This is a genomic window from Kribbella sp. CA-245084, assembly GCF_050942355.1.
Classification (GTDB): Bacteria; Actinomycetota; Actinomycetes; order Propionibacteriales; family Kribbellaceae; genus Kribbella.
Window position 1 is genome coordinate 2,835,223 of record NZ_CP192053.1, and the last position, 12,872, is coordinate 2,848,094.

Annotated in this window: 16 protein-coding genes; 13 read left to right on the forward strand and 3 right to left on the reverse strand. The window is 69.6% G+C overall.

Annotation, left to right across the window (positions count from 1 at the left end):
* Positions 1–26: 26 nt before the first annotated feature.
* The 5 genes from ACQPYH_RS13735 to ACQPYH_RS13755 all read left to right on the forward strand — a co-directional run bounded on the left by ACQPYH_RS13735 (position 27) and on the right by ACQPYH_RS13755 (position 4,843).
* On the forward strand, positions 27–668 hold the full coding sequence (locus ACQPYH_RS13735) for a ThuA domain-containing protein (RefSeq protein WP_432890918.1): 642 nt from the start codon (positions 27–29) through the stop codon (positions 666–668).
* The gene (locus ACQPYH_RS13740) at positions 653–1,756 is read left to right on the forward strand and encodes a Gfo/Idh/MocA family protein (RefSeq protein ID WP_432890921.1); all 1,104 of its coding nucleotides are present in this window, start codon (positions 653–655) and stop codon (positions 1,754–1,756) included. Before ACQPYH_RS13735 ends, ACQPYH_RS13740 begins: the two co-directional genes overlap by 16 nt.
* Before the next feature lie 104 nt (positions 1,757–1,860).
* Positions 1,861–2,883, forward strand: a complete 1,023-nt coding sequence (gene hrcA / locus ACQPYH_RS13745) for a heat-inducible transcriptional repressor HrcA (RefSeq protein WP_432894394.1) — start codon at positions 1,861–1,863, stop codon at positions 2,881–2,883.
* Positions 2,884–2,908: 25 nt separating this feature from the next.
* Entirely contained in the window at positions 2,909–4,051 is a 1,143-nt protein-coding gene (gene dnaJ, locus ACQPYH_RS13750) for a molecular chaperone DnaJ (protein ID WP_432890923.1), read from the forward strand.
* A 75-nt stretch (positions 4,052–4,126) separates the two neighbouring features.
* Positions 4,127–4,843 (forward strand): 16S rRNA (uracil(1498)-N(3))-methyltransferase, encoded by a 717-nt coding sequence (locus ACQPYH_RS13755; protein ID WP_432890925.1) that lies wholly within the window; start codon positions 4,127–4,129, stop codon positions 4,841–4,843.
* Here the strand turns inward: ACQPYH_RS13755 and ACQPYH_RS13760 are convergent.
* Positions 4,840–5,325 carry a YybH family protein gene (locus ACQPYH_RS13760; protein ID WP_432890928.1) on the reverse strand — a complete coding sequence of 162 codons (486 nt, stop codon included), beginning with the start codon at positions 5,323–5,325 and terminating at the stop codon, positions 4,840–4,842. The genes ACQPYH_RS13755 and ACQPYH_RS13760 overlap by 4 nt on opposite strands.
* A 65-nt stretch (positions 5,326–5,390) precedes the next feature.
* Here ACQPYH_RS13760 and ACQPYH_RS13765 point away from each other — a divergent pair, with 65 nt between their 5' ends.
* From ACQPYH_RS13765 to ACQPYH_RS13785, 5 genes are all read left to right on the forward strand, one after another.
* Positions 5,391–5,720 (forward strand): ArsR/SmtB family transcription factor, encoded by a 330-nt coding sequence (locus ACQPYH_RS13765; protein WP_432890931.1) that lies wholly within the window; start codon positions 5,391–5,393, stop codon positions 5,718–5,720.
* A gap of 107 nt (positions 5,721–5,827) precedes the next feature.
* Positions 5,828–6,250 carry a hypothetical protein gene (locus ACQPYH_RS13770; protein ID WP_432890934.1) on the forward strand — a complete coding sequence of 141 codons (423 nt, stop codon included), beginning with the start codon at positions 5,828–5,830 and terminating at the stop codon, positions 6,248–6,250.
* A complete protein-coding gene (locus ACQPYH_RS13775; protein ID WP_432890937.1) occupies positions 6,250–6,459 on the forward strand; it encodes a hypothetical protein in 210 nt (69 codons plus the stop codon). Before ACQPYH_RS13770 ends, ACQPYH_RS13775 begins: the two co-directional genes overlap by 1 nt.
* A gap of 23 nt (positions 6,460–6,482) precedes the next feature.
* Positions 6,483–7,187 (forward strand): response regulator, encoded by a 705-nt coding sequence (locus tag ACQPYH_RS13780; protein WP_432890940.1) that lies wholly within the window; start codon positions 6,483–6,485, stop codon positions 7,185–7,187.
* A complete protein-coding gene (locus tag ACQPYH_RS13785; RefSeq protein WP_432890943.1) occupies positions 7,187–8,581 on the forward strand; it encodes a sensor histidine kinase in 1,395 nt (464 codons plus the stop codon). Before ACQPYH_RS13780 ends, ACQPYH_RS13785 begins: the two co-directional genes overlap by 1 nt.
* Here ACQPYH_RS13785 and ACQPYH_RS13790 read toward each other — a convergent pair.
* The gene (locus ACQPYH_RS13790) at positions 8,574–9,716 is read right to left on the reverse strand and encodes a Gmad2 immunoglobulin-like domain-containing protein (protein WP_432890946.1); all 1,143 of its coding nucleotides are present in this window, start codon (positions 9,714–9,716) and stop codon (positions 8,574–8,576) included. The genes ACQPYH_RS13785 and ACQPYH_RS13790 overlap by 8 nt on opposite strands.
* Entirely contained in the window at positions 9,713–10,222 is a 510-nt protein-coding gene (locus ACQPYH_RS13795) for a SigE family RNA polymerase sigma factor (protein ID WP_242000724.1), read from the reverse strand. Before ACQPYH_RS13795 ends, ACQPYH_RS13790 begins: the two co-directional genes overlap by 4 nt.
* A 103-nt stretch (positions 10,223–10,325) precedes the next feature.
* Between ACQPYH_RS13795 and ACQPYH_RS13800 the strand changes: the two genes are divergently transcribed.
* From ACQPYH_RS13800 to ybeY, 3 genes are all read left to right on the forward strand, one after another.
* Positions 10,326–11,300, forward strand: coding sequence for a hypothetical protein (locus ACQPYH_RS13800; protein ID WP_432890948.1), 975 nt, complete (start codon positions 10,326–10,328; stop codon positions 11,298–11,300).
* Between the two features lie 151 nt (positions 11,301–11,451).
* Positions 11,452–12,378 carry a PhoH family protein gene (locus tag ACQPYH_RS13805; protein ID WP_432894396.1) on the forward strand — a complete coding sequence of 309 codons (927 nt, stop codon included), beginning with the start codon at positions 11,452–11,454 and terminating at the stop codon, positions 12,376–12,378.
* The gene (ybeY, locus tag ACQPYH_RS13810) at positions 12,375–12,854 is read left to right on the forward strand and encodes an rRNA maturation RNase YbeY (RefSeq protein WP_134097364.1); all 480 of its coding nucleotides are present in this window, start codon (positions 12,375–12,377) and stop codon (positions 12,852–12,854) included. The genes ACQPYH_RS13805 and ybeY overlap by 4 nt, the downstream gene beginning before the upstream one ends.
* Positions 12,855–12,872: the final 18 nt, after the last annotated feature.

Sequence of the window (12,872 nt, forward strand, 5' to 3'; positions counted from 1 at the left end):
GTCGAAACTTTCGAAGGGTGGTCGGTGTGACGACACGACGTGCTGTGGTGGTCCGGGGCGGTTGGGAAGGGCACTCCCCGGTCGAGGCGACCGACCTGTTCATCCCGTTCCTGAAGGAGAACGGCTACGAGGTCACGGTCTCCGACACGACCGCGAGCTACCTCGAGCTCGACGGCGTCGACCTCGTCGTGCAATGCGTCACGATGAGCGAGATCGAGCCCGAGCACTTCAAGGGTCTGGAGGCGGCGATCCGGCGCGGCACCGGGTTCGCTGGCTGGCACGGCGGTATCGCGGACTCGTTCCGCAAGAACGTCGACTACAGCTTCATCACCGGCGGCCAGTTCATCTCGCACCCGCACGGCTTCACCGACTACCGCGTCGAGATCGTCAAGGATCACCCGATCGTCGAAGGCATCGAGCACTTCGACGTGCACACCGAGCAGTACTACGTGCACTACGACCCGACCAACAACGTGCTGGCCACGACGACGTTCAAGTCGCACCCGGACTACCCGTGGATCGAGGGCGCCGTGATGCCGGCGGTCTGGACCCGCACCTGGGGTGAGGGCAAGGTTTTCGTCTGCACGGTCGGCCACAAGCTGGACGATCTGGAGACGCCCGAGGTACGCACGATTATCGAGCGGGGGCTGCTGTGGGCGAGCAAGTGACCAACATCGGCATCGTCGGCACCGGAGTCATCTCCGGCACGTACCTCGACCACCTGGCCAAGCTGCCAGGCGTCGACGTCATCGCAGTGGCCGACCTGGACCGCAGCCGCGCCGAGGCGATCGCGGACCAGCACGAGGGCATTCGCGCGCTCACCCCGGACGAGCTGTACGCCGCGGACGACGTCGAGATCGTGCTCAACCTGACCATCCCGGCCGCGCACGCTCCGGTGCACCAGGCCGCGATGGAAGCCGGCAAACACGTGTACGGCGAGAAGCCGCTCGCCGTGGACCGTGCCGCCGCCGAGCCGCTGCTCAAGTACGCCGCGGCGAACAACCTCCGCGTCGGCTGCGCACCGGACACCGTGCTCGGCACGGGAACCCAGACCGCTCGCGCAGTGATCGACCGCGGCGACATCGGCGTACCGCATGCTGCTTTTGCGGCCTTCACCACGCCGGGCCACGAGCTGTGGCACCCGGCGCCGGAGTTCTACTACCAGCCGGGTGGCGGCCCGGTCCTCGACATGGGGCCGTACTACGTGACCAGCCTGGTCACCCTGCTCGGTCCGGTACGCCGGGTCACCGCGCGGGCCGGTCAGTCGAAGCAGGAGCGCAAGATCCACTCCGGACCGCGGGAGGGTACGACGTTCCCGGTCGAGGTGCCGACGCACGTCACCGGCGTACTGGAGCACGAGTCCGGTGCGTTGACCACGGTGTTGATGTCGTTCGACGTCTGGGCGGCCCGGCTGCCGCGGATCGAAGTACATGGGACCGAGGGCAGCCTGTCGGTGCCGGACCCCAATGGCTTCGACGGCACGGTCGAGATCGCTACGGCTGCGCAGCGCGAGTGGACCGAGGTCCCCGTCGCCGGTGGGTACGCCGGAGCCGGCCGGGGCGTCGGCGTGGCGGACATGGCACGCGCACTGCGTCGCGGTGAGCCACATCGCGCTGACGGAGCGTTGGCGTACCACGTGCTCGACGTACTCGAGTCACTGCTCGAGGCGGCGGTCCAGGATCAGCCCGTGGACGTCGCGAGTACGGTCGAGCGGCCTGCCGCCGTACCGTTGGGGGCGTCGCCCGAGATCGCCTGAGACCCGTCCCACGCCGGAGTGCGTCGGCGTGGGTACTACGGCTCGGTAGACTGGCACTCGGAACTTTCGAGTGCCAAGGTCGATCGAGAGAGGGTGGTGTGCGCGTGCTGGATGACCGCAAGCTGGATGTGCTCCGCGCCATCGTCGAGGACTATGTGGCGACCCATGAGCCGATCGGGTCGAAAGCGCTGGTCGACCGGCACAACCTCGGCGTCTCGCCGGCGACGGTCCGCAACGACATGGCCGCGCTGGAGGAGGAGGGGTACATCACCCAGCCGCACACCAGCGCCGGGCGGATCCCGACCGACGCCGGGTACCGGCTGTTCGTCGACAAGCTCAGCACGGTCAAGACGCTGTCGGTCGCCGAGAAGAAGGCGATCACGTCGTTCCTGGCCGGCGCGGTCGATCTGGACGACGTGGTCCGCCGTACCGTCCGGCTGCTCGCGCAGATCACCCGCCAGGTCGCGATCGTGCAGTATCCGTCGCTGAACCGGTCGAGCGTGCGGCACATCGAGATCGTCACGATGAGCCCGCGCCGGCTGCTGCTCGTGCTGATCACCAGCAACGGCCGGGTCGAGCAGCGGATCGTCGAGCACCCGCACGACGTCGACGAGCAACTGATCGCGGACCTGCGTTCGCGGCTCAACTCGGTGCTTGCCGGACAGCGCCTGACCGACGCGACGACGTCGCTCGGCGGCGTGCCGGAGCTGTTCGCGCCGGGCGACCGGGCGCTGGTCGCGTCGATCGTCACCACGCTGCTCGAAGCCTTCACCGACGAGGTCGGCGAGCAGCGGATCGCGGTCGGCGGCGCGGCCAACCTGACCCGGTACGGCGACGACTTCGAGCGGAACGTGAAGCCGGTGCTGGAGGCGCTCGAGGAGCACGTCATCCTGCTGCGCCTGCTCGGCGAGGCGACGAACCCGCAGACGCTGACGGTCCGCATCGGTCACGAGAACCCGTTCGAGGAGCTGGCCACCACGTCGGTGGTCGCGACCGGATACGGATCCAAGTCGGAGGCGCTGGCCACCCTCGGCATCGTCGGCCCGACCCACATGGACTACCCGAGCACAATGGGCGCAGTACGAGCCGTAGCCCGCTACGTCAGCCAACTACTGGCCGACTCCTGATGATTACTACCCCCTGGTCTGGAGTATGAGCACCGATTACTACGCCGTCCTTGGCGTCAGCCGTGACGCCTCAGCGGACGAGATCAAGAAGGCGTACCGCAAGCTGGCACGCCAGTACCACCCGGACGTGAACGACTCCGAGGACGCGCACCAGAAGTTCCAGGAGATCGGGCGCGCGTTCCAGGTGCTCAGTGACCCGCAGAAGCGGCAGATGCACGACCTCGGCGGCGATCCGTTCGCGACCGCGGGCGCCGGGCCGGGCGGAGCCGGGTTCGGGCAGGCGTTCACGTTCACCGACATCATGGACGCGTTCTTCGGCCAGACCGGCGGCGCGACCCGTGGACCGCGGCCACGGACCCGGCGCGGTCAGGATGCGCTGATCCCGCTGCGGATCGACCTGGCCGAGGCGGCGTTCGGTACGACGCGGGAGCTCAAGGTCGACACCGCCGTACTGTGTCCGACCTGTAGCGGGTCCGGTGCGGCCGCCGGGTCCGAGCCGGTCACCTGCGAGATCTGCCACGGTCGTGGCGAGGTGACGCACACGCAGCGGTCGTTCCTCGGCGAGGTGCGGACGATGCGCCCGTGCCCGAACTGCCGCGGTTACGGCACCACGATCCCGAGCCCGTGCGTCGAGTGCGCCGGCGACGGGCGGGTGCGCTCGCGCCGGACCGTCACCGTGAAGATCCCGGGCGGCGTCGACAGCGGGACCCGGGTCCAGCTGTCCGGCCAGGGCGAGGTCGGCCCCGGCGGCGGACCGGCCGGCGATCTGTACGTCGAGATCGAGGTCGAGCCGCACGACATCTTCACCCGCAACGGCGACGATCTGCACTGCACGGTCACGCTGCCGATGACGGCGGCTGCGCTCGGTACGACGATCGACCTGCCGACGCTCGAGGGCGAGACGACCCCGTTGGAGATCCGGCCGGGTACGCAGTCCGGGACGGCGCAGACGCTGACGGCGCGCGGCGTACCGCGGCTGCGGCACGCGGGTCGTGGTGACCTGATCGTCCAGGTGATCGTCGAAACCCCGACGAAGCTCGACGACGACCAGGCTGACCTCCTCCGCCAGCTGGCGGTTGCCCGCGACGAGGAACGCCCCCAGGGCCACGTCCAAGCCACCCACAAGGGCGTCTTCGGCCGCCTCCGCGACGCCTTCGGCGCCCACTAGATGCCGGACCGGCGCATGCTCCGCCTGCCCTCGGTTGCGCAGGCGGAGCCTGCTTGTGCGGGAGGTGCTGGGTAGGTGGGGGTTGCGGTGTTCTTTCACCCCGGCCTTGGCGGGGACGAACTGGTGCTGGACGGCCCGGAGGGTCGGCATGCCGCGGTTGTGCGGCGGATCGGGCCGGGTGAGCGGATCCGGCTGACGGATGGGCAGGGTACTTGGGCTGAAGGGCCTGTGGTGGGGGCTTCGAAGGCTGGGCTGACTGTGGCGGTGGATGAGCGCGGGACGGTGGCGGCCGCTGATCCTCGGGTGGTTGTGGTGCAGGCTCTGCCGAAGGGGGAGCGGGCCGAGCTTGCGGTCGAGATGCTGACTGAGGTCGGCGCGGATGTGATCGTGCCGTGGAACGCGGAGCGGAGTCAGTTCCGGGCCAACCCGGAGCGGGTTGAGAAGACGCTCGCGAAGTGGCGGGCGTGGGCGTTCGAGGCGAGCAAGCAGTCGCGGCGCTCCTGGTTCGCCGAGGTCGCTCCGCTCGCGTCGACGGCCGACGTCGCGGAGCGGCTCGCCCGCGCGGCGCTGCCCGTCGTACTGCACGAAGAGGCGACCGTCCCGCTGGCGTCGCTGGACGTTCCGCCGTCGGGCGACATCGTGCTCGTCATCGGCCCCGAGGGCGGGATCGCCCCGGCCGAGCTCAAGACCTTCGACGTCGAACCGGTCCGCCTCGGCGACACCGTACTGCGGACGTCGACCGCCGGCGTCGCCGCAGCAGCCGCCCTCCTCGCGCCGACCCGCTGGACCTAACCCCGCACCGCCTGCTGGTACGCCGCGAGCGCATCCGCGTCGTCGATGCTCCCGTGGTGATGAACCTGCCGCCACGCCCCGTCGTACGCGAAGATCCGCGTCGTCCGGATCCGCAACGGCTGCTCACCCAGCGCCGGATGCTGGTACGTCCCAACCTCCCGCCCCGCGAACACCACCGAGCCCTCAAGCCAGTACGTCGCCGCGTCGCCGAACGTCACCTGCACATCCAGCGACCCCGCGAACACCCGCTCGTACAGCGACCGCACCGCCTCCCGCGACCGCAAGATCCCGCCGATCGGGTTGTTCAGCTGCACCAGCGGATCATCCGCCCAGCCGGCGACCAGCGTCTCCAGGTCCTTCCCGTTGAGCGCGTAGTAGAACGTCTCCAGCGCCGCGAGCGCACCCTCCCGCCCCGGCAACCGCGCTTCGTCCGCCCGCGACCGCGCCCCGGGCCCGAATCCGTAGTCGACCAGCTCGATCATCGCGAACCCCTCGCTAGACTGTTAGACAGGAACCGAACATAACTGTACGACAAGGATCGAACACCATGGTCGTCGAGTCAGCCCGCGCCCGCACGCTCAGCCACGTGGATCCGGCCGAGGTGCCGTTGCAGACGGCCCTGGACGCGCTCGCGGACCCGGTCCGGCGTTCGATCCTGCGCGACCTCGCGACCCACGACGACTGGACCCGCGCCTGCGGCACCTTCGACCTCCCGGTCAAGAAGGCGACCGCCAGCCACCACTTCGCCGTACTGCGTTCCGCCGGTCTGATCGAGCAACGCGACGAGGGCGCCCGCCGCCTCAACCGCCTCCGCCGCGAAGAGTTCGACCGGTCCTTCCCCGGCCTGTTGTCCGCAACCGTCGACCGCGCGGACTGACGAACTCTTACAAACCCCGAACACTGCCCCGAAGCTCCTCGAACGCCCGCCGGGCAGAGTCGTTCTCGTCAGCACGAACGAGCACGAACGACAACGAGGAGCACCCCATGCGCAGGTCTGTGCGCGGCGCGATCGCGGCCGGTACGTCGGCCGTCGTCCTGGTCGGCGGACTCGTCGCGAGTACGACGATCGCGGCGGCCGATCCGACCCCGAAGCCTTCGGCGAGTACGTCGTACAAGCCGGTCACGCTGAGCCCGGAGGAGTCGCAGAAACTCTGCGCCGACCGGCTGCCGAAGATGATCGCGCGGCGCGACAAGCTGGCTCAGCGGATCAATGGTGGCGCCGACGTGAAGGGTTCGGTCGCGTGGATCAAGGCACGCGCGGCCAAGCAGAAGGCGAACGGCCACGAGAAGGCGGCCGCGCAACTCGAGAAGCGGGCCGAGCGCCGCTCGGAGCGACTGAAGCAGCTCGGCACGGTGAAGACCAAGCTCGAGGCCTTCAAGACCGAGCACTGCCAGGCGGTCAAGTGATGCGCAAGGCGCTGGCCGTGCTGCTCGGTACGGCGTGTCTCGGCCTCGGACTGTCCGGATGCGGCAGCTCCGGCAACCAGCCCGGTGGGCAGGGCACCGGTCCTGCTCCGGCGACCCAACAGGTGGGGTCGCCGGAGCAGGAGCTGGATCAGATCGGGTCTACCCTGGACGCGATCGATCGCGAACTGGCCGGGGACGACGCACCCTGACCGAGAGTCTCCAGGAGCAGAGGATGGCCGAAGCCGGCCGCGGGCTGGTTCTGGTGGTGGAGGACGAGGCAGCGATCGCCGAGGTGATCGAGCTGTACCTGCGCCGCGACGGCTTCGACGTCCGGACCGAGTCCGACGGCGAGGCGGCTCTCGCTGCGTGGCGGCGGCTGCGCCCGGTCGCGGTGGTCCTCGACATCGGACTGCCGGGGCGCGACGGCGCGGACGTCTGCCGGACGATGCGGGCGGCGGGGGACTGGACGCCGGTCCTGTTCGTCACCGCCCGGGACGACGAGGTCGATCGTCTGCTCGGGCTGGAGCTCGGCGCGGACGACTACATCACGAAGCCGTTCAGCCCGCGGGAGCTGGCCGCCCGCGTCCGGACGGTCCTCCGGCGTACGGCGGGCGGCGTTTCGGCAGGCGGCGCTCAGGCGGCAGGCGAGGTGCTGTCGGTGGGTCTGGTGCGGGTCGATATCGGCCGCCGCCGGGCCTGGGCGGGTGAGGCCGAGGTGAGCTTGACGTCGACCGAGTTCGACCTGCTGGCGCAGCTGTTCCGGCGCCCCGGCCGGGTGTTCGAACGCGACGAGCTGCTCAGTTCGGTCTGGGGCTACCAGTCAGCCGCAGGCACCCGGACCGTCGACGTACACATCGCCCAGCTGCGCGCGAAGCTCGGCGAGGCCAGTCCGATCCGTACCGTGCGCGGCGTCGGCTACGCGGCCGACCGCGACTGATGGCCGTCGAGGTTCGGACCCCGGACGAGGCCGGCCGTGGCTCACTGGCCACCCGGATCGTGCTGACCTGTGTGGCGGTCGCAGGGATCGCTGTGCTGGTTGCGGGTCTGGTGATGGCAGGGCTCGCCAGGCGGTCCGCCCAGAACGTGCTGCAGCAATCGCTGGCCGCGCAGGCCGACGTGATCGCCGGCCAGGTGGATCAGCGTGGCCTGAGTTCGCGTGCGGCCGGGCTCGGAAGGGTCGCGCAGGTCGTCCGCGGCCAGGGCATCGTCGTCGTACTGCTCCTGCCGCGGCGCGGCGTCCAGTCGACCGACGGCAACTCCACCCAGGCAGCGATCACGGCAGGCCTCGACGGCATCGGCAGTACGCAGCGGATCTCCACCGAGGTACCGGTCGGCGGCACCGATTACCTGGTCGAAGCTCGCGGTCTCGGCGACAGCTCGGGGTTCGCCCTGGTCGAACCGGTCCGGCTGGCCGCCGACACCCAGCGGATCCTGATCCGCAACATCCTGTTCGCGCTCGGCGCCGGTCTGCTGGTCGCCAGCCTCGCCGGTGCCCTGCTCGGACGGCTCCTGGGACGTCCGCTGCGCCGTACGGCGGACGTCGCGGCCGCGATGCGTCAGGGCCGGCGTGATCTCCGGGCACCGGTCGAAGGGCCGACCGAGGTGGCCGAGGTCGCCGCCGCGGTCAACGAACTCTCCATCGCCCTGCAGCACAGCGAGGCGCGGCAGCGCGAGTTCCTGCTCTCGGTCTCGCACGAGCTGCGTACGCCGCTGACCGCGGTTCGCGGGTTCGCCGAGTCGCTCGCCGACGGGGTCGCGACCGATCCGCGGCATGCCGGTCAGGTGATCCAGCAGGAGTCGCTGCGGCTCGAACGGCTGGTCAGCGACCTGCTGGACCTCGCGCGGATCGGTGCGGATCAGTTCCGGCTCGATCTCGTCCAGGTCGACCTGCGCGAGACGCTCGTCGCGTGCGCCGAGGTCTGGCGGGTGCGTTGCGAGCGGCAAGGCGTCCGGTTCCACCTCGACCTGCCGCCGGTGCCGGCCGTCGCGACGACCGACCCGCGACGGATCCGGCAGGTCCTGGACGGCCTGGCCGAGAATGCTCTCCGCATTACCCCGCCGGGTGCGCAGCTGACGATGGCGCTGGATCGAACGCCGGGAGACATCACGATCCAGGTGCGCGACGGCGGTCCGGGCCTGGCGCCGGAGGACTACGCGGTCGCCTTCCAGCCCGGCGTGCTCAACCAGAAGTACCGCGGCCGGCGGCCGGTCGGGTCGGGAATCGGGCTCGCGCTGGCTGAGGGACTGGTCATCAGGCTCGGCGGCGCGCTCACCGCGGGGCCGGCGCCGGAGGGCGGCGCCGGGTTCACGATCGTGCTGCCGGCTACCTGACCAGGATCGTCTTCGAGTCGGTGTTGGTGACGCTGCCGTCGGCGTCGGAGATCAGATAAGCCTCGATCTGCCACGGCCCCGGCGTCAGCGAGACCGAGAACGCGAACGGCGAGAACTTCTGACCCTCCGTCGTATTGGTGAAGCTCTTCTTCGTCTCGCGGGTCTTCAGGTTCGTCAGCTGATAGTTGACGGTCGCCTCGAAGGCGCTCGCGGTGCCTTCGACGGTGACCTTGCTGCCGGTCACCGCGCCCTGACTGGGCGAGGTGATCCAGACCAGCGCCTGCACATCCGCGGCCTGCGCGCGGCCGAGCGGAGTACTGGTGTCGACCTGCCCGAAGAGCTTCCCGACCGCGCGGCCGGCTTGGGTGACCTGGATCGAGGTCGTGTCGTCCTGGAGCGCGCCCTGCACGGTGTAGATCAGCTGCTGGGTGGCGACCCGCGCGAGATCGGGGTCGAGGTCGGTCTTCGGGAGCTGCTTGAAATCGACCGTGACGACGTCGTCCGAGCGGGTGACCCGGTTCACCGCGGCACCACGCCAGACCGAGTAGTAGTCCGGGTCCTCCGGCTGCTTGGTGGTCATGATGCGGACCGCTTCTTCGGCCGGATGGCCGCTGACCTCCGCCCAGGTGCGATACAGCTTCGCGGCCGACTTCTTCGGTACGCCGACCTGCTGACCGAGCCAGTAGACCGGGACAACCGCGTTGCTCACCGATTGCTCGGGTACGCCGCGGTCGGTCGGGCCGGCCGTCTTCACCGCTGACGATGGCGACGTGGCCGGCGGCTGGGTGGCCGCGGTGGGGACCGGTGACGGTGCGGGGGAGACGACGGACGGCGTCTGACTCGGGAGTACGCCGGTCGCGCTGGTCGTCGTACCCGGGCCGGCCACCGCGTCGCCGTCGTTCGCGGTGTTGTTGTTTCCGTTGAACACGGTGAACGCACCGACCGCCGCGGCGGTGCCGAGCGCGGCCACGCCGGCGGTCAGGAGCCAGGGGCGTCGGGCGACCGGCCGGCGCTGGGCGTGCGCGCGGGCGCGGATCTCCGGCAGCGCGTCGGCCGGCTCGATCCGGTGCGCCTCGTCCCGCAGGGCCCGGCGCATCAGCTCGTCGAACTGCTCGTTCGGGTTCTGGTCGTTCATGCGTTCTGCTCCAGGAGCTGGCGTAGCGACTTGGTCGCACGCGCGGCGTGGCTCTTCACGGAGCCCCGGCTGATGCCCATCGTGTCGGCGATCTCGGCCTCCGACAGGTCGCCGTAGTACCGGAGCACCATCACCGTGCGCTGCTTCTCCGGCAGGGTCCGCATCGCCTCGATGACGCGATCGGTCTCGGCGGTCCGCAGGACCGCCTGCTCCGCGCTGGGCTCGTCAGGGAGTGACTTCGGGGTGTGCTTGTCCACCACCACCAGGTGGCGCTGGCGGGACCGGCATCGGTTCACCACCGCGGTCCGCAGGTACGCGAGCGCCTTGTGCGGGTCGCGGAGCCGGTGCCAGCGACCATGCATCGCGACGAACGCGTCCTGCACGATCTCCTCCGCACTACCGGTGTCGCGCAGCAGCAGGGAGCCTAGGCGGACGAGCGAGGTGTAATGGGCGGTGTAGACAGCCGTCAGCGCCTCGTCGGCATCCCACGAGGACTCATGTGTCACGCACTCTTCGTACACCACGGCCGGTTGAGCCACGAAAAGACGACGCTAAGACCCTGTCCCAGGTTGACAACAGGTTGGCCCGATCTGGTGGGAACCTGAAGGGATGAAGCAGCGCGGTGACGGCCGGTGGTCGGGCCATCACGACATCACGTACGCCGCGGTCACACGGCTCTACCAGCACCTCGCCGAGCCGGACGCGACGATCCACGGTCTGCGACAGGACGAGTACGCCGCCGCGCTCGACAAGGCCCAGGCGTATCAGGACCGCCCGCTCGGCGCCGGCGTGATCACGAACTTCGGCGGACTCGGCAAGTCCTTCCCGTACGTCGGCCTCGGTCCGACGACGCACTCGGCGTACGCGAACCCGGACGCCCAGCGCGAGCACTTCATGGCCGACCCGTTCCGCAAGGGCTGGGACAACCTGGACACGAACACGGCGTACGTCTTCGAGCAGCTCGCCACCGCGCAGGCGTCGCCGGCCCTCGAGTTCGGGCATCTCGGTGCGGCCGCGCATGCCCTGCAGGACAGCTACTCCGGAGCGCACGCCTGGCGCGAGGACTCGGTGTACGACGGTGATCCGACCGCCCCGCTGGTCTCGCTGCACGTGTTCACGCCGGCGCACACGGTGGGAGTCGACGACGGCAGGAACACCCACTCCGACGAGTTCGACACCCCGCCGGCGACCTCCGGGTCCACGCGGGCGGCAGTCGAGGCGACGTACCGGATGTTGCGTTCCTACGAGCTCAACCGGGGATCTTCGCTGGAGAACGCGTTGCAGGCCGACCTCGGTCCGATGCTTCGGCCGTCCGTGGCCGGGGTCACTGTCAGCCTGCACCCGAGCCGGGAATGGTCCCTCGAACGGAACCGGCGGCTCGCGCTCGAGCACGGTGTGATCACGCCCGGTCCGGAAGCGGACGAGGTCGCCCGGCTGAGCGGGATCCTCGCCCCGAACGCCGCACCGGGCCGGCCGAGCACGCAGCAGACCACGCAGCAGACCACCCAGCAGACCACCCCGGCGAGGCCCTCCGGGAGCGTGTCCCGGGGAATTTCGAGTGAGGGTGTCGGACGGGGCGGCTAGCATGGACAACCTCAGCAACACTCGACCCAGGAGGAAGAGCCTGTCCAGGCCACGCAGTATCGAACCGGAGGCGCGCGCGAACGGCACCGTTCAAGGCGCAGCCGCCAGCGCGCAGGCGTCGCACAAGATCGTCGTGCCGAACAGCATCGACATGGTGGCCCTGCTCGGAGCCCGGGACGAGTTCCTCCGCATCGTCGAGAAGGAGTTCGCCGCCGACATCATGGTCCGCGGCAACGAGATCACGCTCAACGGCGAGCCGGCCGAACTGGCCCTGGCCGAGCGGCTGATCGACGAGCTGATCGTGGTGATCCGGACCGGGCACGGGCTGACCGCCGACTCGGTCGAGCGCAGCATCGCGATGATCAAGCAGGCCACGGCCGAGAGCCCGGCCGACGTGCTGACGCAGAACATCCTGTCCAGCCGCGGCCGCACGATCCGCCCGAAGACGCTGAACCAGAAGCGGTACGTCGACGCGATCGACAAGAACACGATCGTCTTCGGCATCGGCCCGGCCGGTACCGGTAAGACCTACCTGGCGGTCGCCAAGGCGGTCCAGGCGCTGCAGGCGAAGGAGGTCAGCCGGATCATCCTGACCCGGCCGGCCGTCGAGGCCGGTGAGCGGCTCGGGTTCCTGCCCGGCACGCTGTCGGAGAAGATCGACCCGTACCTGCGCCCGCTGTACGACGCCCTGCACGACATGCTCGACCCGGAGTCGATCCCGCGGCTGCTGACGGCCGGCACGATCGAAATCGCGCCGCTGGCCTACATGCGCGGCCGGACGCTGAACGACGCCTTCATCATCCTCGACGAGGCGCAGAACACCTCGCCGGAGCAGATGAAGATGTTCCTCACCCGGCTCGGATTCGGCTCGAAGATGGTCGTCACCGGCGACGTCACCCAGGTCGACCTGCCGACCGGGACGAACTCCGGTCTGCGCGTCGTCCAGGACATCCTCGAAGGTGTGCAGGACCTGACCTTCTGCCGGCTGACCTCGCACGACGTGGTCCGGCACAAGCTGGTCGGCCGGATCGTCTCGGCGTACGAAAACTATGAAGGTAGTGCTGACAACCACCGATGAACGTCGAGGTCAACAACGAGTCCGGGGTGGAGATCGACGCCCACGGACTGATGCGGCTCAGCAGGTTCGTGATGTCGTCCCTGAAGCTGCACCCGGAGTGTGAGCTGTCGATCAAGCTGGTCGACGAGGACACCATGGCGCGGTATCACGTCGAGTTCCTGGACCTGCCGGGTCCGACCGACGTGATGTCGTGGCCGATGGACGAGCTGCGGCCGGGTCCGTCCGACGATGACGACGGCGACCTGCCGCTCGGTCATCTCGGCGACATCGCGCTCTGCCCGACCGTCGCGGCCGCGCAGGGCGCGAAGGCCGGCCACGGCACGTGGGCCGAGCTGGAGTTGCTGACGGTGCACGGCATCCTGCACCTGCTCGGGTACGACCACGCGGAACCCGCCGAGAAAGCGGAGATGTGGGACGTCCAGGGCCGCCTGCTGGAAGCATGGCGGGCACCTGGGAACCGGCTCGAGAGTGTCTGAGGCAGGAGTGACGTTGCG

What these genes read in the sequence shown, in the direction of transcription:
- ACQPYH_RS13785 (WP_432890943.1), top strand. Translation starts at nt 7,187, where the DNA reads ATGGCCGTCGAGGTTCGGACCCCGGACGAGGCCGGCCGTGGCTCACTG.
- ACQPYH_RS13775 (WP_432890937.1), top strand. Translation starts at nt 6,250, where the DNA reads ATGCGCAAGGCGCTGGCCGTGCTGCTCGGTACGGCGTGTCTCGGCCTC.
- ACQPYH_RS13760 (WP_432890928.1), bottom strand. Translation starts at nt 5,325, where the DNA reads ATGATCGAGCTGGTCGACTACGGATTCGGGCCCGGGGCGCGGTCGCGG.
- ACQPYH_RS13800 (WP_432890948.1), top strand. Translation starts at nt 10,326, where the DNA reads ATGAAGCAGCGCGGTGACGGCCGGTGGTCGGGCCATCACGACATCACG.
- ACQPYH_RS13765 (WP_432890931.1), top strand. Translation starts at nt 5,391, where the DNA reads ATGGTCGTCGAGTCAGCCCGCGCCCGCACGCTCAGCCACGTGGATCCG.
- ACQPYH_RS13790 (WP_432890946.1), bottom strand. Translation starts at nt 9,716, where the DNA reads ATGAACGACCAGAACCCGAACGAGCAGTTCGACGAGCTGATGCGCCGG.
- ACQPYH_RS13780 (WP_432890940.1), top strand. Translation starts at nt 6,483, where the DNA reads ATGGCCGAAGCCGGCCGCGGGCTGGTTCTGGTGGTGGAGGACGAGGCA.
- ACQPYH_RS13770 (WP_432890934.1), top strand. Translation starts at nt 5,828, where the DNA reads ATGCGCAGGTCTGTGCGCGGCGCGATCGCGGCCGGTACGTCGGCCGTC.
- ybeY (WP_134097364.1), top strand. Translation starts at nt 12,375, where the DNA reads ATGAACGTCGAGGTCAACAACGAGTCCGGGGTGGAGATCGACGCCCAC.
- dnaJ (WP_432890923.1), top strand. Translation starts at nt 2,909, where the DNA reads ATGAGCACCGATTACTACGCCGTCCTTGGCGTCAGCCGTGACGCCTCA.
- ACQPYH_RS13805 (WP_432894396.1), top strand. Translation starts at nt 11,452, where the DNA reads ATGGTGGCCCTGCTCGGAGCCCGGGACGAGTTCCTCCGCATCGTCGAG.